Source organism: Iningainema tapete BLCC-T55 (genome assembly GCF_014698965.1).
GTDB lineage: Bacteria > Cyanobacteriota > Cyanobacteriia > Cyanobacteriales > Nostocaceae > Iningainema > Iningainema tapete.
The window spans coordinates 97,883-120,263 of the sequence record NZ_JACXAE010000053.1 but is presented as its reverse complement, the minus strand read 5'-3'; the positions used below and the strand labels follow the sequence as shown (position 1 = coordinate 120,263).

The window sequence follows — 22,381 nt, the reverse complement described above, 5'->3', positions numbered from 1 at the left end:
GAATAGTTTATAAGGTTATTCAGTAGAGACGCTCCGGCGGAGCGTCTGTACAACTGTGGCACAATAGCTAGATATATTTTGTGAAGTTGCTAGAAATTGAGAATACTATGAGTAAGTTTGTATTTGTCACTGGCGGCGTAGTTTCTAGTATTGGTAAGGGAATTGTAGCAGCAAGTCTGGGACGTTTGCTCAAGTCACGAGATTATTCGGTGTCAATTCTGAAACTTGACCCTTATATTAACGTTGATCCGGGGACAATGAGTCCTTTTCAGCACGGGGAGGTATTTGTTACCCAAGATGGTGCGGAAACAGATTTAGATTTGGGGCATTATGAACGTTTTACCGATACTTCCATGTCGCGCCTCAACAGTGTGACAACTGGTTCTATTTACCAAGCTGTAATTAATAAAGAGCGACGCGGTGATTATAATGGCGGTACAGTGCAGGTGATTCCCCACATTACTAATGAAATCAAAGAACGAATTTTGAGAGTTGCCAACGACACTATGCCGGATGTAGTAATTACAGAAATAGGTGGCACGGTGGGGGATATAGAATCACTACCTTTTTTAGAAGCAATTCGCCAATTTCGTAAAGATGTGGGACGGCAAAATGTGCTGTACATGCACGTAACTTTGATACCGTGGATTGCCTCAGCAGGAGAAATGAAAACAAAGCCAACACAGCACTCGGTGAAAGAATTGCGCTCGATAGGCATTCAACCAGATATTTTAATATGTCGATGCGATCGCCCGCTAGCAGCAGGTTTAAAACAGAAATTGTCAGAATTTTGTGACGTACCTGTAGAATGTGTGATCCCATCAATTGATGCCAAAAGTATTTATGAAGTACCATTGATTGCGGAAAGGGAAGGCTTGGCGCAGCAAACACTAGAATTGTTGAACATGGAACAACGTAAACCAGATCTTGCACAATGGCAAACTCTGGTAGAAAGAATGTATAGTCCAACACATAAAGTTGAGATAGCCATTGTCGGTAAATATGTACAATTAAGCGATGCGTATCTTTCGGTAGTAGAAGCACTACGGCATGCAGCGATCGCCATGAATTGTGAACTAAAATTACGTTGGGTAAACTCAGAAAAATTAGAGGTAGAAGGAGTCGAAACCCATTTAAATGGAGTAAATGGCGTAGTAGTACCAGGAGGTTTCGGCGTCAGAGGAGTAGATGGCAAGATTGCGGCAATTCATTACATGCGCAATCTTCAAACTCCCTTCTTAGGTTTATGCTTGGGAATGCAATGCGCCGTGATTGAATGGGCAAGAAACGTCATGGGATTAACCGATGCTAATAGTGCCGAATTTGCTCCTCATACCAAACATCCAGTGATAAACTTATTACCAGAACAGCAAGATGTGATCGACTTAGGCGGTACAATGCGCTTAGGTCTGTATCCTTGTCGTGTTCTTCCCAACACTCTAGCTTTCCAGCTTTATCAAGAAGAAGTGATTTATGAACGACATCGGCATCGCTACGAATTTAACAACGCCTATCGGCACATGTTTTTAGAATCGGGCTATGCAATCAGTGGCACATCTCCCGATGGACGTTTAGTAGAAATGGTAGAATTACCCAACCACCCCTTCTTTATTGCTTGCCAATTCCATCCAGAGTTTCAATCGACTCCGAGTGAACCTCATCCTTTATTTAAAGGTTTTATCGAAGCAGCAGTAGCCCATACTCAAACTACTTCTACCAAAAAGCCTGTAGAAGTATGACAGTTTTGGATTTTAGGTTATAAGAGATTGGTTAGTGGTACTTTAAACATCTGACAACTATTTAGTGGCAGATGTGACACCGCGATTGATTACTGTAAAACTTGGGAGTTGAGGGTATTTTGTGGCGTACTGGATGAAAATCCATTATGAAAGAAATAGATATATAGTTAACTTGGAGCGTGTTACTGCTTTTTGTTCGGAACAGAATGGCAGGGTGACATTTTGGTTACCAGATTGTGCCATCCCCATAGTCATCAACCCGCAAAGTAACCAGAAAGACTATCAAAGCATTTTAAAGTATATGCGTCAGGTACAAGAGTTGGGAATTGATCACGCTCATTGGGTAAAAATTATTTACGAGCGAAATGAATACGTAATTAATCTCAAATGTATTAGCTCATTTTGTCAAGAACCCAATGGCAGAATAACGTTTTGGCTCCCAGATAGTACCATCCCAATCATTATCAACCCTGTGAGTAATCCAGACTCCTACAAAAAAGTTATGGATTACATTCACAAAACAACAGGATATTCTTTGTGAAGAAGACAGCTATGCTGAGGGCAGAAGGAGGAAAGTCTATCCAAGCTAACTAATTTTGGCTCCTGACTCCTGACTCCTGACTCCTAACAGTGCCAACTTCGCCGCCCCAACAATCCCAGCCGAGTTGCCCAATTGTGCTGGTAATATCTGTAAACCCAAGCGAGATATAGGTACAACTCGGCGCTCAATTTCTGCTTTAACTGAAGGTAAGAAAAATTCTGCACTCGCGCTAACGCCACCACCAATAACGATCACTTCTGGTGTCAGCACGTAAATCAAACTTGCTAACCCTGCGCCTAAATATCTACCATATTCTTGCCAAAATGTCAATGCTTCAGCATCTCCAGATTGGGCGAGTATGCCTAACTCCTCTGGTTCTTTCCCGGTGCGACGGCGGATGGCTGTGACGGAAACATACTGTTCCAAAGAACCTTGATTACCACTATTACATATTGGACCATCTGGATTGAGAGTAATTAATCCTAATTCTCCTGCTGCTCCATGATGCCCAATAAACAGATTACCATTTAAAATAATTGCTCCACCCACACCAGTTCCCAGAGTGAGCATAATGAGATTTTTGTACTGTCGCCCTGCCCCTAGCCAAGCTTCTCCCAAACCAGCACAGTTGGCATCGTTGGCAACAACTGTGGGTTTGCCTGTTTTCGCTTCTAGGTAATCTGCTACGGGAACATCAAGCCATCTTGGTAAGTTAATCGCGATTTTGGCTATACGTCCTTGAGCATCAGATGGACCTGGAGTACCAACACCTATAGCAATAGTACTTTGTTCTGGGTCAATTTGAGTAATTGCATCTACTATTACTGGTAAAACTGCTTCTGGTATGGGTGGTTGGGGTGTTGGTACAGTTAAGGATTGTAAACAAGTGCCATCTTGGGTGAAACGCCCTAGCTTAATTGCTGTTCCTCCTAAGTCAATGCCAATTATTTGAAAGTTTTGCATATGTAGTCCTGTATATTAATGATTATGGAACCACAAATGATAAGTGGCGATCGCTCACTAGGAGGAGATAACTCACTGTTGTTTTTCTTGAGTATTGCTCCGCTCGTTGGAAACAAAAGCGAATTCTATAGCTAATTGGGTTGAACTCACTTTCTGTGGATGCCACGACACTACGGGAGTACCATGTAAGATACCAGAAAGGGCAACGGAAAGCATAAATCCACCAGCAGCGGCGGCAACTAAGGAAATGTTATCTTTCACAATAATCTCTCAGTAAAAATTACAATAAATAAATAGGAGACGGGTTTCTCCCATTATTAACATACGTTCTTTGACTAATTCCGGATTTGTTTGCGTAAACGAGGGTTAACAAATTCATTTAATCCCTCACCAAGTAGCGACAACCCTACCACCATCAATGTCATAGCTAATCCTGGGAAAAGTGTAGTCCACCAAATGCCTGTAGGTAGGGCTTCTAAAGCTTGTTTTAAATCACGTCCCCATTCTGGCACTTCTTCAGGAAGTCCTAACCCTAAAAAACCCAAACTACCCAAAATCAAAATTGCATCGGCAGCGTTGAGAGTGAAGAGTACGGGTACGCTTTGAATTACGTTGAAAAATAGATACCGGGAAAGAACTTGCCAAGTATTAGCACCCAATGCTTGTGCAGCTTCAATAAATACTTCTGTTTTTACGCTCACCGTGTGGTTACGGACAACACGGTAATATTGGGGAATGTAAGCAATACTAATAGCGAGAGCAGCATTTAATATTCCACGTCCCACCACAAATGCTAGTGTAACAGAAAGTAGAAGTCCGGGAAGAGTGTAGATGCTATCCATTAAGAATATCAACATCTGATCCAATCTACCACCTACATACCCACTCACCATACCCAAAGGTACACCGATAATCATACTCAAAGCTGTTGCCAGCAAAACTACTTGCAGCGCAGCCTGCGCACCAAACAAAGTACGCGAAAACACATCATAACCTTGGCGACTAGTACCAAACCAATATTCGCCAGAAGGTGGTTTGTGAATATCATGGCTCAAAGAATCTAAAGGATCTTTTATCCATCCCCACCCCTGAAATACAGGAGCAAAGAAAGTGATAAATATAAAAAATAACGTAATCACTATCCCAATCATCATCAACTGCTGAGAAAGACTGCGACTCTCCCCAAAACGTAAAAATCTCGGTAGCGAACTTTTAGTAACCGTCATATAGAAACAATAGGGTGCGTTAACGCAGTGTAACTCACCTACAGAAAATTTGAATAGGCGATCGCACCCTCAAGGGTGCGGCTACACGTACAAAGCCTGCCGTAGCTCTGGCTTTCCAATAGCCCCCCTTGCCAAGGGGGGTTGGGGGGTATCAATACATCCCATTACAAATTACTCTCAACCAATCGGCGGTACTCACTCTTAGGCTTCACACCTTTAAGTTCAGTTAACAATTCCCTATTCTTGAAAAACTGAACTGTAGGCGTTCCCACAACACCAGCATTCTCCGCAATATCGCGGTCTTTGTCAATATCAATCTCGACAAAGTGAATTTTACCGTCAAACTCATCGACAACTTTGTTTAAAATAGGTTTGAGGGTATGACAAGGACCGCAACCTGGAGAAACGTATTTGACAATGAGCGGGCGATCGCTCTCATGAAAAAGCTTACGTAAAGCATAGCCACCTTGATGGCGAGTAGCATTTAAATCAAACTCAGCCGCCAGTTGTTCATCAGTTTTCTGCTCTTCTGGTTGATGCTCTAACTCATTACTTGGAGTTTCCTGCTTTTGATGGAATTCTTGAATTAAACCAGTAGAAGACAACCAACGCTCAGCCAACATCGCCGCCATACAGCCGCTACCTGCTGCTGTAATTGCTTGACGATATTCATGATCTTGCACGTCACCAGCCGCAAATACACCTTCGACACTAGTTTCTGGTGAACCGGGTTTAGTAACAATATAACCTACTTCATCCAGTTCGAGTTTTCCCTTAAATAAAGAAGTATTGGGATTGTGACCAATAGCGTAGAATAAACCCTTAACCTGCAGTAGGCGTTCTTCGCCTGTTTTGGAGTTACGGATTTTCACCCCATTCATGTGCTTTTCGTCACCAACCACATCAATTACTTCTGTGTTCCAGTGTACATGAATTTTGGGGTTACTCAAAACGCGGTCTTGCATAGCTTTAGAAGCCCGCATCTTCTCTGTACGTACCAGCATGTTTACCTTGGAGCCGTATTTAGTTAGGTAAATTGACTCTTCTGCTGCCGAGTCGCCACCACCAATTACCGCTAATTCAGATCCGTGAAATATCGGAGTAGCACCGTCACAAATAGCACAAGCTGAGATACCCCGGCTCCAGAATTGATGTTCGCTGGGTAGATTGAGACGCTTTGCTGTTGCACCAGTGGCGATGATGATACTATTGGTTTTAAATTCCTGTTCCTCTGAGCGGACAGTGTAAGGACGCTGACTCAAGTCTACTTCAATTACGTCCTCAGTGTATAACTCAGCCCCCCAACGTTCCGCTTGAGCTTTCATTTTGTCCATCAATTGTGGACCGGTAATTCCTTGGGGAAACCCAGGAAAGTTCTCCACTTCCGTCGTTGTCATCAACTGCCCACCAGGTAGCCCACCAGCTTGGAAACCTTCAAATACAATAGGTTTGAGGTTAGCCCTTGCTGCGTAGATAGCTGCTGTGTAGCCGGCGGGACCGGAACCTATAATTACTACGTTTTCTACTTGGTTGGTCATGGCAATATATACAAACTCATAACGACTTCACTTTATTTATTATAATAACCCATTTGACAAGAAAGCAACTCTTGTATGAACGATGAGGGAACGTCTCTACATTGGTGATGAATTTTTATTCAAGATGACACAGAAATAAAATATCATTAAATTAGCATTGAATTATGTGCGAAAAGTATGATTGACATCTCTAAAGACATTCATTCCCTAACTGACTTCAAAAGACGCACTAGTGAGTTTGTAGAGCAAATAAAGGAGACTAAGCATCCGCTGGTGCTAACTGTCAATGGAAAGGCAGAACTTGTAGTTCAAGACGCCGAATCATACCAGAAACTCGTTGAGGCAGCAGAGTTTAGAGAAACCATTGAGGGCATTAGGCGAGGGCTGGAACAAATGAAACAAGGACAAGGGCGTCCGGCTGAAGAAGTATTCGCAGAACTACGCCAAAAACTTGGGATTGCGGATGAGTAATAAGTACAAAGTTATTATAGAGCCTGAAGCACTTTAACGGACTGAAACCAACAATTTAGTCGGTTTTAACCGATGTAAATCTCCTCACGGTTAAGAATTCCATCCACTTGAATAGGATTCTCAGTCAACTCATCAATAATATCTTTTTGTCTTGGTGAGTTCTTTTTCACCATAATAATAACTTTAATATCATCACCTTCTCTAAGTTCTTGTTTGTACTCATCAGGAATTTAGATAACCCCTGCTTAAATTTTGGCTTGAAATTCAATCCTCAAAACACTTCTATCCTCTCTCATATGTTCAATCGTAGCGCAGTTGGTAGCAACTTGGCTTTAGTTTATGCGATCGCCCGATACCTTGCCGGATGCACTGCTCTAAATCCCAGCGCTAAAAATCTGTTGAGCAGTTAAGGTAAGCTCTGGAAAGGTTGGTGATTGGATGCGATCGCTACCCCTAAACTTTTGAACCCGATACTCACCCTCATCCAAAGAGCAAACTAAGATAGTAGGCTGTTTAGGATCGCCAATGAATTCTCTGCCTCCCAAGCCAGCATAATCAACAATCCAGTATTCAGGAATTCCCATTTCTTCATAATCGGCATATTTTTTGTGATAATCAGTACGCCAGTTAGTACCAATAACTTCAATCACCACAGGAATTGATGCGCCGAGTGTCACAGTTGATTCCTTTTTCCATAGCGGTTCAAAAGCTAAATTAGAGCGATTTACTATCAACACGTCAGGCGAATAACCAGACTCGCTCTCAGGTGGTTTTACCAGCGCTGTTTTGGGTATGAAATAAGGAAACTTTAATCTGATAAATTCAACCGTAAGCTGGGAAGCTAAAAAACCTGTAACCTCCTCATGATCTCCTAGCGGTTGTGACATCTCAACAATTACTCCATTGTGTAGTTCATAGCGACGTTCTGAATTTTCTGGATACCAGGCGGCAAATTTTTCAAAGGTTACTAGTTTTGGTAAGGCTTGAGTCATGTTCACCTCCAGTTTCTAGAAATTCATCATATTCCGTAACCAGAATATTAAAATCCGTCATGTCGGACGCAGATGTAAATCATCTATACAGCAGAATACTGCAATTATAAAATATTCAATAGAAAACATAATTCCCCCGAACCGCTCAATCGGTCAGATTATCCCTAAAATCAGTGGATTTTGGGTTTTTTCTTTTCAAGAGTTTATATACCTACTCAATTGTTACAAAACAATAAGTAGCACATCGCGTTAGCATCACTACATATATAAACTCATAACGACTACAATTTTATCGAAAATAAATTAAGCTGTGATAGAAGTCTAAAGATTTGGGAATATTAAAACGAAGTTCGCCGCTAGCTGATGAGATAGCAAATTCAAGTGGGAATACTAAAGGTTGCCCACAAACTTTAGAGACGAGTTATGACAAATCAAGCATCTGAGATACTAGAGAAAATTCGTCAGCAATATGAAAGTTGTCCTTATCCGCGAATTCCACTAGAGAAGTCGCCCAAAGATGACTTGAATGCCCTGTTTATTCATAACTTGGTAACTTCTTACTATTTAAGATACCAAAAGTTTACAGAAACAAAAGGAAAAGTCATTTTAGATGCAGGATGCGGTAGTGGCTATAAATCTTTAATGTTGGCAGAAGCGAATCCAGAAGCCAAAATTGTTGGTATTGATATTTCTGAAGAATCTGTTAAATTAGCTCGGCATCGCTTAGAGCATCATGGGTTTGAGAACGCAGAATTCCACGTCCTCTCAATTTATGATTTACCAAGCTTGGGCATGGAATTTGACTATATCAATAATGATGAAACGCTTTACCTGCTTCCCGATCCGATCGCCGCATTAAAGACGATGAAATCTGTGCTCAAGCCGTTCGGGATGATTCGCACTAATTTACATAGCGCCCTGCAAAGAGCGGGATATTTCCGGGCACAAAAACTCTTTGGTGCTATGGGATTGACGGAGAGCAATCCTGGAGATTTAGAAGCAGAAATTATCTTGGAAACAATGAAATCTTTGAAAGATGGAGTTGACATCAAATCCAGAACTTGGCATCCGGGTTTTGAAGGAGAAGAAGGCAAACAATCAGTTTTCATGAATTACCTGCTTCAGAGTGACAACGGCTTTACAATTCCTGAGATGTTTGCCATGTTGCGAGCATCCGACTTGGAATTTACTAGCATGGTAAATTGGCGTCATTGGGAATTAACGGATTTGTTTAAAGAGCCAGACAATTTACCGGTATTTCTCGGCATGACTTTACCGGAAATAAATGTGGAACAGCGATTACATCTGTTTGAATTGTTGCATCCCTGTCATCGTCTACTTGATTTTTGGTGTGGTTATCCAAACCCAGAGGAACCTGTTGTACCAGTTGCTGAGTGGAGCGAATCTGACTGGCTTAATGGGCGGGTGCATCTACATCCGGTGTTGCAAAAGCCCAAAGTAAAAGAAGACTTGATAGAGTGCATTACCGAGCAGCGATCATTTCGACTAAGCGATTATATCAGGGTGCCAACTAATAGACCTGTAGAAATCGAAAGTACGATTGCAGCTTGCATACTACCGCTTTGGGAGGGAGTACAGCCGATTACCTCCCTAGTGGAACGCTGGTCTAAGATTAGACCGCTGCATCCTGTCACCCTAGAGCCTGTGAGCGAGGAGGCAGCATGGAATGAAGTCAAAAAACTTTTATGTAAGCTAGAAGTATTTTTGTACGTGCTTTTGGAGCGATCGGCTTGAACAATCACTGTAGTAGAAGTGCAATTTTTTTGACAGAAAGTGATGTGAATAGAAGCCCAAGTGGGTAAGTTACATCTAGAACCAATCAATCCTATACCCCCCCTCAAGGAAACCCTGAAAATGAAGCCAGTAATCAAGCCGGAACTCCAAGTTAAATTTCTACAACATCTCAATCGAAAGAAAAAAGGCGATGAAGGTTTTACCCTGATTGAATTGCTCGTCGTTGTGATCATTATCGGTGTTTTAGCAGCCATTGCCTTGCCCTCTCTCCTCGGTCAGATTTCTAAAGCAAAGCAGTCTGAAGCTAAACAGAATGTCGGCGCGATCAACCGTGCCCAACAAGCATACTTCTTGGAAAATAGCGTATTCACAACTAGCGTCCAAGCTGTGGGCATTGGTGTTAAAACTCAAACCGAGAATTTCAAGTACGAAGCTTTTACTGACGCAGATAGTGCGTTGGTAGGTAATTGGGGATCTTCGATCAAACCTGCACTTAGATCCTACTTTGGAGTTGTAGGTACAACATTAGGTGGAACTGGTAGTGGTACTGAAGTACTTACCGTAGCTTTTGCTTGTGAATCCATCGATCCTGTTCAAGCAACACCATCAGGTCCACCAACTTCGACAGTGGATTGCCCTACCATCGACGCTACTTACAAAAATATGGGTAAGTAAGAAAACAGAAGCATTTTGTTGAAGGCTCTAACCTTTTTGAATTGAAAGTTTGTTGAAGTGGGTAGTGTGAATTAGCACTACTCGCTTCTTTGTAAACACAAGTTTTTATGAATACTCAATCTTCTTTAATTACTCCGCAAAAATGGCAGCAGCAAGCTGAAAAATACCAGATCGAAGGTAATTACTTGCAGGCTGCTAGACTTTACGAGCTAGCAATTGATGCTGAGCCAGATGTGAAGTTGTATTATTGGCGTTTGGGCTTAATGTTACTCTTACAAGGGCAACAAGTAGAGGCTCAGACGACTTGGTTTATGACAATGGTGGAGGGTGAGCCAGAAGAAGTCGAACTGTGGAATGCCGAGTTGGTACAAGTACTGCAAACAGAAGCACAACGGCTCAAAGAGCAAGCAGATTATGTAGCAGTTTGGAGAATTCGGCAGCAAATCAAGGAAATTTGCCCAACAGATATTAATAATTTATTACACCTGATTCTGCTTACTATCAAGCTTCAAAATAATTTAGATGAAGGGTTAACGACTCTTTTAGAAGTAATTGAAATACTTCGATCAGAGCAACAGGTAGTAGTAGATTTTGAGCTATTAATGCAAATGTTGCAGAGTGTTTTAGAGTATGCACCTTTGCACCCTTCGACACAAGAATTAGTAGAAGCTTGTTTAACTCATGTTCGCGCTCGCAATCAGACTTTAACTTTCTTAAGTATCTTGTTGCCAGCAATGGTTAACATTGGTCACATTCAGTGGCAACCAGTAATAGCAGCACGTTTTGCTGAATCATATTTACAATTGGATGGAAAGAATACAGAAGTTTTGCGTCATTTAGCTTGTTTTTATCAAAATGCCAAACAATACGATCAAGGCATAGAGACTGCTAAATTATGCTATTCTCTAGTAACACAATTAGCAGACACAGTGTCGGTAAACCAACTGGTTCTTCGAGGTTTGATGACGGCTGGTGGATATTGGGAAGAAGCACGCTCAGTCTTTCAACGACATGAATCACTGCTACTTAAGCTGATTGAAGAACAACCAACTGATCTAAGTTCAGTCAAGGTTTCACGATTATTCAATTCATATTTTTTCGCCCCATACTTTCGAGATAACCCCAGAAATGATAGACAGATTCAGAATCAACTTGCTCAGTTGTGCCAAGCCAATACTAAAATTTATGCCAATGAAGAAGTAGAGAAATACAGTCAAAGGCATCAAGAGCGCCAACGGCCGGGCGTGGTTCCGAAAAAATTAAAAATTGGATACCTGTCTTACTGTCTTAGGGGACATTCTGTTGGCTGGTTAGCGCGATGGTTGTTTCAGCATCATGACCGCGATCGCTTTCAACTTCATGGCTACTTTATTAATAATTACAACATAACCGAACCATTGCATCAATGGTTTCTCGGTCAGGTGGATAAAGTTCATAAAGCAAGCAACAGCTATGAAATTGTGGAGCAAATTTACAACGATGAAATCGATATTCTGATCGATTTAGATAGCATTACCCTGGATGTGAGCTGTGAGGTTTTAGCGATAAAACCTGCTCCGATACAAGTGACATGGTTGGGTTGGGATGCTACTGGAATTCCAGGTGTTGATTATTTTATCGCCGATCGCTACGTTTTGCCAGAATACGCTCAAGAATATTACAGCGAAAAAATCTGGCGCTTGCCCACAACCTATATAGCTGTGGATGGTTTTGAAGTGGGTGTACCTAATCTCCGACGCGAACATCTAGATATACCCAGCGATGCAATTGTATATCTTAGTGCCCAAAAAAGTTACAAACGCAATGCTGATACAGTACGGCTGCAAATGCAAATTATTAAAGCAGTGCCTAATAGTTACTTTTTGATTAAAGGTACTGCTGAGGAAGAATCCCTGAAAAACTTTTTTTATCAAATAGCCGAAGAAGAGGGTGTAGATTGCGCCAAGCTGCGATTTATCCCTGATGTTCCTTCAGAATCAGTTCATCGCGCAAATCTAGGCATTGCTGATGTAGTACTGGATACTTACCCTTACAATGGAGCGACGACAACCTTAGAAACTCTATGGATGTGTATTCCCTTAGTAACCAGAGTAGGTGAGCAATTCGCGGCTCGTAACAGCTACACAATGATGATGAATGCTGGTATAACTGAAGGCATTGCTTGGAGTGATGAAGAATATGTCGAGTGGGGTGTACGTTTGGGCAAAGATCAGGGTTTGCGAGACAAAATTGCCTGTAAGCTGAAATCATCGCGACAAACTGCTCCTTTGTGGAACGCTAAGCAGTTTACTCGCGAGATGGAAAAGGCTTATGAGCAAATGTGGCAACGGTATATGGAAGGAGATTCGTAAAATCTACGCTCAATTGGTGGCAAACTCGGTAAATTGACGCATATAGGGAGAGTGAAACGCCAAAACAATATCATTTTTCGGCACACCTAATTCGAGCAGTTTTGTAGCAATGCCGACCTCGGTTCCATCATGCTGAATCCAGATTTTACCGTCTTTGATATCTAGATGCATACTGCATCCATGAGTCCTACGATTACCGCGCCAGCCTGTATGTAGTAAGAGGTAGTGATCGCGCTCGGTATCCAGAATGGCTTGTGTCTCAATTTCCTCTATCGGCGATCGCCGAGAAGCCCTTTCTAAAATTAACTGTTGGATGATTTGACGATATTGCTCTACAGCCATTGAACAATCACCTCCTGTTTCTCATTGTAAACTAGTAAGCGAATTGGACTTCACTCAACCACTGAGCGTGTAAAACATTGTAAAAATTAACAGCGAATGCGATATGATACCCATCACAGACAAACTGATTGCTGAAGTAACCCAGCGTTTAGTTGCTGAGCTAAACCCTAAAGAAATAATCCTATTTGGGTCTTATGCTTGGGGAACACCGAATAAATACAGTGACCTAGATTTATGCGTCATTGTACCCGATGATATTCCAGGGTTTGACCGGATTGAATGGGGAGTTCGGGCGTTAAATGCTTTGGACGATTTGATGGTAGACGTAGATGTTGTCGTCAAAACCCTCTCTGATGTAGAAACATTCAAAACCGTCCCGGCTTCTCTCACTAGAAAAATAGTAGAAGAAGGAAAATTGCTTTATGGACATTAGATTCACTCACTAATTAAGTGAATCAATTTACCAATAAAAGGAATAGCACCATATCTACCTTTAATGTAGTCACTTTCAAATGAAGCATCATTACGTACCTTATATTCCACTAAAGAATATAAATCTGTAGCTCCGTATCGGTTTTTCTCTGTGAACCAAATTTGATCTCTACGAAAGAGTTGGTTACTAAGTAGATTTGTATCATGTGTCATAAATATCAGTTGTGCATTATTAGGATTGATTTCATTAGAGTTAAATAATTCAACTATCGCACGGCTGATCAGAGGGTGGAGCCTAGCATTAAATTCATCAACTACTAGTATTGTGCTTTTGTCCAGTACCTTTCTAATATCAGGTGGTAGTTCTTGAGTTAAGATTTTTATATTTATTTCCGGTTCTTTAACTTTTACATCATTAATTCCCAAATCTAATTTTTTTATCAATCGAATTATTTCATCTCTATTTTCATTTTCCGTTAAACTTTTTATTGTATACTTTAATAGGCTTCTATCATTGTTAAGCAATGCAACTTGAAGATTATTTTAGCTTTCTCGCACCCGACGACATTCGTATCAAAGGTTCGCGTATTGGGATCGAAACAATTCTTTATGAGTATATTTACCGTTCTCGTACTCCCGAAGAAATCGCCCAGACATACACATCTATTACGCTAGAACAAGTATATGCAACAATTCTTTACTACTTACACAACAAAGATGCTGTAAGTAATTATATTGCAGACTGGTTAGAGTGGGGACACCAGCAACGCAAAGCTCAAGCAATGAACCCATCTCCAGCTATTATTCGTTTACGCAAAATTAAACAGGAAAGAGAGGCAATGAAACAGGGGAATAATGCTCAAATATCTAATGGATGAAAATGTTGACCCAATATATTTTAATCAACTGCGGCGGCAGAAACCTGAATTGGTTGTTTGGGCCGTGGGAGAACCAGATACTCCTGCAAAAGGTACTTTAGACCCAGAAATTCTTTATTGGTGTGAAGAATATAACTTTGTACTAGTAACAAATAATCGTAAATCTATGCCTGTACACCTAAATGACCATATTGCTGAAGGGCGTCATATGCCTGGTATTTTTATTCTTAATTCTAATTTAAGCGCAGGTGATAATATTGAAGAACTAATTTTGCTTGCAGAATATTCTTTTGAGAACGAATATCAAGACCAAATTGTTCATTTACCCATCAAATAATATTAATTTAAAATGGTTTATCAAGAAGTGACCTGTTCGTAGTGAGCGCTTCAGCGCTCATAATCAAAATCATCCCAATCATTACCATACTCTCTCACTGGATACTGAGTCCAACAATCACGTAGCCATTGCCGCTCATAAGTTTGTAAATACCAATGAACACTACTTTCAACCCAGTCATAAGGAGATTTCACTAAACCATGTTTAACTGGGTTGTAATGGATATAGTTAAGAGTTGTATAGTAATGTTGTTCAGAGCGAATAGCACGTGAAGCGAAGCTATCGCGTTAGCGACTCGCTCCAACTATACCAAACTTTTCGCTTAGTTACATTTTCCTCAAGATTCCATTGACGATAAGTTGCGCCATGAATTCTGCGAAATAAGTCACTTAATACATCAAAGTTTACAATATGCACTAGTAGATGATAGTGATTAGGCAAGATAGCCCAAGCACATACTGTGACGTCATCTGTAATGAATTTCTCGAAGATCGTATTTAGCAGTTGCTGACGGCGAGATTCAGAGTGCATATGGCTCTTATGTTCGTAACAAGCTGCTGTCAATAGGTAAAATGGACGATCTTGCACTGGATGGGGTGGCGAGTGGGGTGGGTAGCCGCGACTTAAGCGGTGTTTAACTAATTCAGCTTTTTGTTCTGGTGTGAGTTTGCGATATTCGTACATGAATTTTTTAAGCACTGAAGTGCTTACTACGAACTAAATTTTTTAACCACTGAAGTGCTTACTACGAACTATGAATAACTTGTTTGTAGAAGGTTTCTAAACCGATGACACAGGTTTTGTCGTCAAAGAGATAATCGTGACGCTGTTTGATTCTTTCTGCTATGTCTTGTCGCAAAGTTGGGTTTAGTCCTAGTTTGGCAGCAATTTCGATATATTCTGCTTCATTTTCCGCAATGGTGTCTGTCACTCCTATCATTTTCAGGAAGCTGTAAGAGTGACGCCCTCGCATAAATTCTCCACCAGAGGTGACGATTGGTAGGTTGCAAGCGATCGCCTCTAGGGTAGTATTACCACCAGACCAAGTGAAAGTGTCTAAGTAAACATCTGAAAGTAAGTTGATCATCAGATAGTCAAACCGTTCTGGAATGGTGAGGAACACGCAGTAATCCTCACTTTTAAGATTTACTGCGGCAAAAGCACGGTTCAGACGCTCTTGCAATATAGTGCCACGCAAAAACACGAATTTAGCTTGAGGAACACGACGAGCGATTTCCGCAAAAATAAAATCATATTGTGGCAGGTACTTAAAAGGAGCTTGGCAACATAAATAGATGACTGCATCATCTAGTAGGTTGTAATCTGAGCGAGTCTTGATTACTGGCGGAATATATGGTTTGGGGTAAGAAACACCGATGTTAGGTAAGCGAATCAGTTTTTCTGAGTAATGTTCTTGTGCATTATCTGGTTCCATTAACTCACTAGATAAAAAGTAATCAATTGTTGGTAAGCCAGTTGTTACCGGATGTCCCCAAGCAGCACATTGTACAGGCGCAAGTCGCAAACCAGCCATTTGCATTGTTTGTGAGTCCATCCCGATTTCAGGATAGATGAGGATGTGTAGTTGATCGGCTATTATCTGTTCACAAGTTGCTGCCAAATTATGAGGGATATGGTAAAAAACATCACTATAATCTTGAAATTGTTGTGTAATTGGGTCTGGAGAGTTTCCTGTATAGTAAGAGTAGATTTCAAAGCTTGCGCGATCGCAGTGACGCAGCCAGCCAGTTAACCACAGTGTTCCACTGTAAGAGTGCAGGTAATGCGAAACGTATCCTACACGAATTTTGTTATTAGGCTTGAGACTCGGCATTGATAAAGGTACAACCCAGTTAGAATAGTTAGCCGCCATAATTTCATGCACTAACTTTCCATATTTACGTTGCAACTCTACATCATTTTGAGCTTGATAAGACAAATAAAAGTTTGTGAGGCGACTTATCCCTGCCAAAGCATTCTGTTTCTCTTCTGCAGTTTTTAGGGATGTCTCTTGGATTAAATCTCGTAGTCCATGAGTAAACTGCTCACGATAAAAACTGATTTCATCTTGATGATTGTAGATTGTCGGGACAATTAAATGTTTGAGCAGCTTAAAAGTGTAATCATCAGGTAATGAGTTAGAGGCAGCGCTCGCACTCTCGATTGCTTCTTGAGTTCGTCCATTGCGACGTAAGCTTATAATTAACGAAAAATGCAAATTTCCATCTGATGGGTAAAGTTTAATCCCTTCTTGGAGAATGCTAAAAGATTCGTCTAGCCGATTTAACTGTCGATAACACTCACTTAATTGCCAATAAATATCTGGCTCACATACTTGAACTTTTAGCAGCTTGTGATATTGTGCGATCACCTCTTGCCACCTTTCTTCCTGAAAAAGTTTCTGACTTAGGTGAAAAAAAAACTTTCCAGTTTGTGTGTCAGTGAAGTTTTCTACTATACAGGAAGGAAGAGTTTCTGCTTTTGCTAAAGCTTGTTTATTTTCATGCTCCAAAATAATTCTTGCTTTGATGTGAGGTAGCAAAGCCTGCCACTGCATATCATCAAACTGTCTAACAAAAGAAATTTCTAATTCTTCAGCGCTATCTAAATCTTCTTGCATAAGAAGATTCATACTCACAGCAGATAATAAAAATTCAGCATAGTCGTCGGTACTGTTGCTAGTCTCAACCAGTAGAGTAATGTATTGACTATCAGGATGTGTAGCGAGGGTTCTGACTACTTGTTGCAACTCTAAACCGAGTATATCTTCTGACTGCGACCAATCGGGAAAAATAATTAAATTAATTTCCTTCAACTTTAAAGGTAAGAGAGTAGCATCAATCAAAGCAGAACTGACAGTTTTCGCCATTTTTGACCAATAAAACTGTTTTGCTTGTTCTAAACCCTGAGAAATTAATGAGTTGCGAACATGGGGTTTTTGCACCTCGCACAATGCATTTGCCAGTCCATCTACATCATTATCTTTCACATATATCGCTGCTTCTCCTGCCACTTCTGGGATTGAAGCAACCTGACAAGTGATTACAGGACAACTACATGCCATTGCCTCCAGTACAGGCAATCCAAAACCTTCATATTTAGATGGATAAACAAGTGCTACAGCACCGGAGTAAGCTGTTGCTAACTCTTCATCACTAAGTTGCAACATGTGTACAGTACTACCTGATGTGTAGACTCTCCACTCAGGTGCTAATACACCCCCACTTCCTGTACAGACAATATCAAATCCTTGTTTAGTTGCTAGTTGAGTGAAAGCCTTGAAGAAAAGAATGCTATTTTTATAACCACTGCCAGCACCTACCAAAATAAAGTAGGGTTTGACAATACCATATTTGGTTTTAAACTGATTAATTTTTTCTTGGGTAGCTACCGCAAAAGTTTTATGGTCAACGCCATTCTGAGCAACTATAACAGAATCTAAAGTAATATGAGGGAAACATTTAACCAAGTCACGCGCTGTATTTTCTGAAACTGCAATATACGCTGCTGCGTGCTTAATTCCATAATGCTTTTCTCGCCACATGGGATTTCTTAAATCCCATCCCATCAGTTCAGGAATCATGTCATGTGCCATGAAAACAGAAGGCGTTGTAGTCGGCGTTGTGTAGTAAGTGGATATAAATATTTCAGCGCCTTCTTCATCGCACACTTGCTGTAGCATTTCCCGGTCAGCATCGGTATGACCATAATCATAAGCTGGAATTTGGCGATACCTAATACCAGGAATTGTAGGAGCAGTTCCGGCTCTATCGAGCAAAATAATATGCTGAGCAAAGCCATTATCTACCCATTCTTTTAGCAAAGATTTCCAAACACGAGCAATGCCAGTTTGATAAAGTTGGAAAAATACACCGTCTACCACGATTATCGGTGCTGGTTTCTGAATTTGTGCATGTTGTTGCACTTCATCTGGTTGTAAGAATTTCCAAACATTGCTATTAATTTCTCTTTGTGCAATTGGTATAATACCGCATGAACTTGCAGTATCTACTAGAGTCCGATCTCCAACCCAAGCAAAATATTCACTTAGAAAAACTGGAAATTTAGCTTGTTGTTGCAACTTTAACCATTGCGATACGGCGTTTGTATAACCGTAGTATTGCTCTTTAAATTGCAATTGTTCTTCTGTTACATAAGCAAAATGTTGAAAAATTAAACCAAGCTGTTCTGTCTGTTCATGCACAAAAGGATTAACTGCTGCCACATTTCTATTTCTACCATCTGACCATGGTTCTACTAATACGGGAGGCTCATGTGCTGCCCAGAATGCTCCTGGTTTAAATCTCCAAGTTCGTAACCACTCTTGTTGAGGATTCTGAGCATAACAGTTACGAGTGCTAATCACCAAATTTTCCCCAACAAAATACCAACACCAATAGAAAGCAGCTGTCTTATCAGGGTTGTCAATAAACATTTGTCGTGCAGCACACAGTTGCTCAACTGTCCACAACTCATCTACATCCACCTGCCACAGCAAACATTCTTCCTGAATATTCACAAGTGGTGCATTTACCATTTCGCGTTTTCCTTCCCAGAAAACGCCCTCTGGCTTGCGGTAAATTGTGACATTATCGGGGTAAAGTCGCGCCAGTTCGTCTAGATATTCCTCTGTGCTGTCATTACTACGACCATTGTGATGAAGTTTATCACTAATACATCCACCTAATTGAATACTCCAAGCAGTATCGTGCTTTAAGTCCGCCACACCTTCAATAATGTGCCAATGCCATTGAAAAGGTAGTTGTTTGAATATTTCTATGTGGTAGCGGATAAATGGTTGTCCATTCAGGACTATAGTAAAGAAGTGAATAGGTAATTCTGGCTTTGACATGAAGGCGATCGCAGTTTGAATAGTTTGATAGTTAATTGGTATTGTCATTGGTGGAAAAATCCTATTTCTGCTAGGCACGTAATTTTAAATTTTGTATAAATACTCTAAATCTATGCTGGGTAAAATTACAAAAATCTAACCAAACCTAATACTCTTGAACAGCAATATTGAATATTCTTTACAAAGAACAAATATACTTGCCTTGATATTGTGCAAAAAAATTGTTGACATAATTTAACGCCTTCTCTGGTGATAGGCTATGAATTTCCTCTATATTGGCGTTCCAAGGAAATTTTTGCTTTCTATCTGGTTGTTCAAGATAGCCTTTTCTATAAGCTTCTTCCGGTGTAAGTGAAGGATAGGGACTAAGTTCTTTGGGAATCAGAAAAGCATTATTATAGTGTAATTCTACCAAGGCATATTCATATTTTTCGCATAAAATATTTAATTGACAGATACTTTGACCAAAAAAATGATTATTTTCCCATACATATTCTGAGTCCCATTTAACAGTAAATTTTAATGGAGGCGGAATTTTTTCATTGATTTCAGCACAAATTATAGATGGGCGAAATGAAGTTAAAATCTTATCTAAGACAAAGTAATCATAACCGTCGATATCAAGACTTAATAACCCAAAATATTTCGGCACATGATTAGCTTCTAATAAATTAACTACATTGTCTGGCGTCACCATTGATCTGCTGAGACTAACGTTGGGAAAATTAATATAGTGAGCAGCCAGAGCAGCAAACTTTGCGTTATCATATTCAACAGCTAATCCTGACCATCCTCTTTGGAAAAGAAAATAGGTATTTGACATAGTTACTCCATCACTAGCGGCTATGTCTACACAGTATTTATTTTTTAAATCGATTGTGTTTATATAATTTTCAATAACACTCTCTTCATCCAAAGAAGAATATTTAACTCTATTATTATTCACAATATATTCGGGTGCGATCGCTTTGATACTTTCTCGAATCGCCGAAGCTACAACCAGATCTTCTATAGCATCCCGACGTTCTGCTTCTGTGTGCAGAACTTGTACTAGTTCGGCTATCCACATATCAGTTTCTTCCGGTTCGCTTTCTGCAATTCCTAAAAACCAAGTTGCTTGTGCTTCTGCTTCTTCCTCTTGAAGTAGCAGCAATAATCCTAAATACCAGTAGTTAGATTTGATATTAGGTTCAAGCTCAATTGCTTGTTCATAAAGGTTGACAGCTTGACTGTACTCACCCAAAAGTAAACATTGGTATGCTTGTTTGTGCAAAAAAGATAGATTATTTGATGTCAAATTAGAACTTACAGTAATAGTCTTAGCGTGGTAACTACTGCTGTACTCGCGAATTTTTTCAACAATAGGTAAAGAAGCTAGTTTTTCTCCTGGCATCATCATACCTGGAACGTGAGCTAAACTTTCAATAATGTCATCGGCAAAGTTGTATTTTTCGTCTTTGCCATATTGCACGGTTAAATATGCTAGAAGTTCTAGAGCATAATCAGGAAAGCTAAGAACATCAGCAATACAAGCTAATTTGAAAATTTTTTCAGGTGTCTTGAGGGTATTTAAATCTTCTCGAATCAAATCACGAAAGTAAAAAGCATCAGACCAAATTAGCGAGCCTTTATGTTTTGTTGATGCTAAAGGCATTCTACGAATATCACGATGCATATTACTCAAATCAAATAGAGTAAACCCAAGATTTCTTAAATAAACATCTATATCACCAAATAAAGGTTGTCCTGTATATAATTCTGTGAATTCTACTTCGGTAACAATGCCCAATGTACTGCGTTCTAAAATGGAAGATGCTCCTTGTAAAACAGGCAGTTCTGCACCTTGAACGTCAAGTTGGATGAAATCAATTTCATCTATTTCTTGTGAGTGACAAAAGGCATCTAAAGTTGTTGTCTCAACTTCCACAGTGTAAGCTAATTTTATCAGTTCTGAATTCCCAGCAAACCGCTCAATGTATGATTGGCTGGGAGGATATAATGAACTACAGCCGGGATATTTTGTCACATAAAGTGTAGATTTACCTGCACAATCCCACAGAGCTTGAGGTATATGTTTTTCAGTCCAATTAATTTGTCTGGCTTTGAGATCGGCATTTGCCTGTTCACATGTATCTGTATCGGCATCAAAACCATAGATAGTAAGATTAGGCGCAAAAATATTCCAACCTTGATACCCATAATCGTCCTGGCTTGCTATCTTACGTGAGCCAACAACGCATACTGTTATATGAATTTGATCTAAATGACCACTTTTCTTAAATCTTGGTAAAAATAGTGACATATTATAAAATTATAAGTATGTTTAGCAATTAGTGAGAGCGATCGCCCTTACCCACTTCTTTCCTCACCCGCGCCAACATCACTTTGTAATCTTGGCGTTGGGGGTGCAGCTTCACCAACTTCTCCAAAGGTTCCTTAGCACCTTTAGTGTCTTTCAATTGGAGGCGCACGTTTACCAACCCCTCTAAGGCGATTTGGTTTTCTGGTTCCCGTTGTAAAACCTGCTCGAAACCTCGCGCTTGTTGCTGTAATCGAGATTCAGCACTACTACTTGAGGCTGTTGCTGGCTGTGGATTGTTAAGAGCATGTTGCAATGCAGGAACTGCGGCAAATACTGTGGAACCAAGGAAAGATATAATGGATACCCATGTTAAGAATTTTTGCCTCCGTTCAATTTTTTTGCGATGGGCTATTACGTACTCTTCCCCCGAACTAGCCATGTTTTGCTCCTTCTTGTGGTAATTACTGAGATATGCTCTAGCCTCTCGTTATCAGGATACCCACGGCTTTTACAAAAACTATCATCATATTTAGAATTTTTTGCTTGGTGAAGGGGTGAGATTGGGAACGAGGTATAAGGGAGGCGGAGCCTCCAAGTAGGCATTCCCAGTCAGAGACTGGGAACGAGGAGTACGAGGTAATACGGCGAAACAAGCCAAGACAAGATCCCTCCTGCCCCCCTTCAAAGGGGGGTTGGGGGGTAAAAACGTCTGCCAACTATAAGAAGAATTGGGATAAGACAATAATTAAAAGATTATAAAGTTTTGTAGAAGTTAGTAGAACTATTGATGTTTGCTATACTCTAGAGGAAGTTCCACTAATTACAGTAAATATTTACACTTTACTGCACAGTTGTTGTAACTTAAAATCTTCTCAAAAAGCTACAAAGTTTCGACTCAGACAAAACAAAATTTAGTTTTTACAATCACGAATGAAAGATTAAGGCTATTTCATTCTTCTGCAATCTGCCTACCTAGAACTTCAGTTC

Annotated in this window: 21 protein-coding genes; 9 read left to right on the top strand and 12 right to left on the bottom strand. The window is 40.3% G+C overall.

Annotated features, from left to right (window positions below):
• Nucleotides 1–107 precede the first annotated feature (107 nt).
• Nucleotides 108–1,739 (top strand): CTP synthase, encoded by a 1,632-nt coding sequence (locus ICL16_RS15480; protein ID WP_190829248.1) that lies wholly within the window; start codon nt 108–110, stop codon nt 1,737–1,739.
• 121 nt (nt 1,740–1,860) lie between these two features.
• Entirely contained in the window at nt 1,861–2,280 is a 420-nt protein-coding gene (locus ICL16_RS15475) for a hypothetical protein (protein WP_190829246.1), read from the top strand.
• Nucleotides 2,281–2,325: 45 nt separating this feature from the next.
• On the opposite strand, the gene ICL16_RS15470 is transcribed toward ICL16_RS15475, so the two are convergent.
• The 4 genes from ICL16_RS15470 to trxB all read right to left on the bottom strand — a co-directional run bounded on the left by ICL16_RS15470 (nt 2,326) and on the right by trxB (nt 6,007).
• Nucleotides 2,326–3,243, bottom strand: coding sequence for an ROK family protein (locus ICL16_RS15470; RefSeq protein WP_190829244.1), 918 nt, complete (start codon nt 3,241–3,243; stop codon nt 2,326–2,328).
• 72 nt (nt 3,244–3,315) lie between these two features.
• Nucleotides 3,316–3,504 (bottom strand): hypothetical protein, encoded by a 189-nt coding sequence (locus tag ICL16_RS15465; protein WP_190829242.1) that lies wholly within the window; start codon nt 3,502–3,504, stop codon nt 3,316–3,318.
• Nucleotides 3,505–3,578: 74 nt separating this feature from the next.
• Nucleotides 3,579–4,469 (bottom strand): ABC transporter permease, encoded by an 891-nt coding sequence (locus ICL16_RS15460; protein ID WP_190829240.1) that lies wholly within the window; start codon nt 4,467–4,469, stop codon nt 3,579–3,581.
• A 164-nt stretch (nt 4,470–4,633) separates the two neighbouring features.
• Complete coding sequence (trxB, locus tag ICL16_RS15455) at nt 4,634–6,007, bottom strand: thioredoxin-disulfide reductase (protein WP_190829238.1); 1,374 nt, start codon at nt 6,005–6,007, stop codon at nt 4,634–4,636.
• Nucleotides 6,008–6,184: 177 nt separating this feature from the next.
• On the opposite strand from trxB, the gene ICL16_RS15450 reads away from it, so the two are divergent.
• Nucleotides 6,185–6,478 carry a type II toxin-antitoxin system Phd/YefM family antitoxin gene (locus ICL16_RS15450; protein ID WP_190829236.1) on the top strand — a complete coding sequence of 98 codons (294 nt, stop codon included), beginning with the start codon at nt 6,185–6,187 and terminating at the stop codon, nt 6,476–6,478.
• A gap of 374 nt (nt 6,479–6,852) precedes the next feature.
• Here ICL16_RS15450 and ICL16_RS15440 read toward each other — a convergent pair whose 3' ends face one another.
• On the bottom strand, nt 6,853–7,470 hold the full coding sequence (locus ICL16_RS15440; RefSeq protein WP_190829234.1) for a Uma2 family endonuclease: 618 nt from the start codon (nt 7,468–7,470) through the stop codon (nt 6,853–6,855).
• A 423-nt stretch (nt 7,471–7,893) separates the two neighbouring features.
• Here ICL16_RS15440 and ICL16_RS15435 point away from each other — a divergent pair, with 423 nt between their 5' ends.
• The 3 genes from ICL16_RS15435 to ICL16_RS15425 all read left to right on the top strand — a co-directional run bounded on the left by ICL16_RS15435 (nt 7,894) and on the right by ICL16_RS15425 (nt 12,251).
• On the top strand, nt 7,894–9,225 hold the full coding sequence (locus ICL16_RS15435; RefSeq protein WP_190829232.1) for a class I SAM-dependent methyltransferase: 1,332 nt from the start codon (nt 7,894–7,896) through the stop codon (nt 9,223–9,225).
• Nucleotides 9,226–9,345: 120 nt separating this feature from the next.
• On the top strand, nt 9,346–9,900 hold the full coding sequence (locus ICL16_RS15430) for a type IV pilin-like G/H family protein (protein ID WP_190829231.1): 555 nt from the start codon (nt 9,346–9,348) through the stop codon (nt 9,898–9,900).
• A gap of 107 nt (nt 9,901–10,007) precedes the next feature.
• Nucleotides 10,008–12,251, top strand: coding sequence for an O-linked N-acetylglucosamine transferase, SPINDLY family protein (locus ICL16_RS15425; protein WP_190829228.1), 2,244 nt, complete (start codon nt 10,008–10,010; stop codon nt 12,249–12,251).
• 9 nt (nt 12,252–12,260) lie between these two features.
• On the opposite strand, the gene ICL16_RS15420 is transcribed toward ICL16_RS15425, so the two are convergent.
• On the bottom strand, nt 12,261–12,593 hold the full coding sequence (locus ICL16_RS15420) for a XisI protein (RefSeq protein ID WP_190829226.1): 333 nt from the start codon (nt 12,591–12,593) through the stop codon (nt 12,261–12,263).
• Between the two features lie 103 nt (nt 12,594–12,696).
• Between ICL16_RS15420 and ICL16_RS15415 the strand changes: the two genes are divergently transcribed.
• Nucleotides 12,697–13,026, top strand: coding sequence for a nucleotidyltransferase domain-containing protein (locus ICL16_RS15415; protein WP_190829224.1), 330 nt, complete (start codon nt 12,697–12,699; stop codon nt 13,024–13,026).
• 2 nt (nt 13,027–13,028) lie between these two features.
• Here ICL16_RS15415 and ICL16_RS15410 read toward each other — a convergent pair whose 3' ends face one another.
• A complete protein-coding gene (locus tag ICL16_RS15410; RefSeq protein ID WP_190829222.1) occupies nt 13,029–13,550 on the bottom strand; it encodes an AAA family ATPase in 522 nt (173 codons plus the stop codon).
• Between ICL16_RS15410 and ICL16_RS15405 the strand changes: the two genes are divergently transcribed.
• Entirely contained in the window at nt 13,550–13,903 is a 354-nt protein-coding gene (locus tag ICL16_RS15405) for a DUF433 domain-containing protein (RefSeq protein ID WP_190829220.1), read from the top strand. The two genes, ICL16_RS15410 and ICL16_RS15405, sit on opposite strands and share 1 nt — an antisense overlap.
• A complete protein-coding gene (locus ICL16_RS15400) occupies nt 13,881–14,240 on the top strand; it encodes a DUF5615 family PIN-like protein (RefSeq protein ID WP_202895569.1) in 360 nt (119 codons plus the stop codon). Before ICL16_RS15405 ends, ICL16_RS15400 begins: the two co-directional genes overlap by 23 nt.
• 50 nt (nt 14,241–14,290) lie before the next feature.
• Here ICL16_RS15400 and ICL16_RS45680 read toward each other — a convergent pair whose 3' ends face one another.
• From ICL16_RS45680 to ICL16_RS15380, 5 genes are all read right to left on the bottom strand, one after another.
• Entirely contained in the window at nt 14,291–14,434 is a 144-nt protein-coding gene (locus ICL16_RS45680) for a hypothetical protein (protein ID WP_238360789.1), read from the bottom strand.
• An 85-nt stretch (nt 14,435–14,519) separates the two neighbouring features.
• Nucleotides 14,520–14,924 carry a transposase gene (locus tag ICL16_RS45675; RefSeq protein WP_238360788.1) on the bottom strand — a complete coding sequence of 135 codons (405 nt, stop codon included), beginning with the start codon at nt 14,922–14,924 and terminating at the stop codon, nt 14,520–14,522.
• A 61-nt stretch (nt 14,925–14,985) separates the two neighbouring features.
• Entirely contained in the window at nt 14,986–19,140 is a 4,155-nt protein-coding gene (locus ICL16_RS15390; protein WP_190829218.1) for an O-linked N-acetylglucosamine transferase family protein, read from the bottom strand.
• A 130-nt stretch (nt 19,141–19,270) separates the two neighbouring features.
• Complete coding sequence (locus tag ICL16_RS45670; RefSeq protein ID WP_190829216.1) at nt 19,271–21,394, bottom strand: FkbM family methyltransferase; 2,124 nt, start codon at nt 21,392–21,394, stop codon at nt 19,271–19,273.
• Nucleotides 21,395–21,422: 28 nt separating this feature from the next.
• A complete protein-coding gene (locus ICL16_RS15380) occupies nt 21,423–21,833 on the bottom strand; it encodes a tetratricopeptide repeat protein (protein WP_190829214.1) in 411 nt (136 codons plus the stop codon).
• Between the last annotated feature and the right edge of the window lie 548 nt (nt 21,834–22,381).

Bases quoted from the DNA above. Each gene is read 5' to 3' on its own strand.
- trxB (WP_190829238.1), bottom strand. From the start codon at position 6,007: ATGACCAACCAAGTAGAAAACGTAGTAATTATAGGTTCCGGTCCCGCC.
- ICL16_RS15435 (WP_190829232.1), top strand. From the start codon at position 7,894: ATGACAAATCAAGCATCTGAGATACTAGAGAAAATTCGTCAGCAATAT.
- ICL16_RS15420 (WP_190829226.1), bottom strand. From the start codon at position 12,593: ATGGCTGTAGAGCAATATCGTCAAATCATCCAACAGTTAATTTTAGAA.
- ICL16_RS15480 (WP_190829248.1), top strand. From the start codon at position 108: ATGAGTAAGTTTGTATTTGTCACTGGCGGCGTAGTTTCTAGTATTGGT.
- ICL16_RS15430 (WP_190829231.1), top strand. From the start codon at position 9,346: ATGAAGCCAGTAATCAAGCCGGAACTCCAAGTTAAATTTCTACAACAT.
- ICL16_RS15470 (WP_190829244.1), bottom strand. From the start codon at position 3,243: ATGCAAAACTTTCAAATAATTGGCATTGACTTAGGAGGAACAGCAATT.
- ICL16_RS45670 (WP_190829216.1), bottom strand. From the start codon at position 21,394: ATGTCACTATTTTTACCAAGATTTAAGAAAAGTGGTCATTTAGATCAA.
- ICL16_RS15380 (WP_190829214.1), bottom strand. From the start codon at position 21,833: ATGGCTAGTTCGGGGGAAGAGTACGTAATAGCCCATCGCAAAAAAATT.
- ICL16_RS45675 (WP_238360788.1), bottom strand. From the start codon at position 14,924: ATGTACGAATATCGCAAACTCACACCAGAACAAAAAGCTGAATTAGTT.
- ICL16_RS15440 (WP_190829234.1), bottom strand. From the start codon at position 7,470: ATGACTCAAGCCTTACCAAAACTAGTAACCTTTGAAAAATTTGCCGCC.
- ICL16_RS15405 (WP_190829220.1), top strand. From the start codon at position 13,550: ATGCAACTTGAAGATTATTTTAGCTTTCTCGCACCCGACGACATTCGT.
- ICL16_RS15400 (WP_202895569.1), top strand. From the start codon at position 13,881: ATGCTCAAATATCTAATGGATGAAAATGTTGACCCAATATATTTTAAT.
- ICL16_RS15390 (WP_190829218.1), bottom strand. From the start codon at position 19,140: ATGACAATACCAATTAACTATCAAACTATTCAAACTGCGATCGCCTTC.
- ICL16_RS15460 (WP_190829240.1), bottom strand. From the start codon at position 4,469: ATGACGGTTACTAAAAGTTCGCTACCGAGATTTTTACGTTTTGGGGAG.
- ICL16_RS15450 (WP_190829236.1), top strand. From the start codon at position 6,185: ATGATTGACATCTCTAAAGACATTCATTCCCTAACTGACTTCAAAAGA.
- ICL16_RS15415 (WP_190829224.1), top strand. From the start codon at position 12,697: ATGATACCCATCACAGACAAACTGATTGCTGAAGTAACCCAGCGTTTA.
- ICL16_RS15425 (WP_190829228.1), top strand. From the start codon at position 10,008: ATGAATACTCAATCTTCTTTAATTACTCCGCAAAAATGGCAGCAGCAA.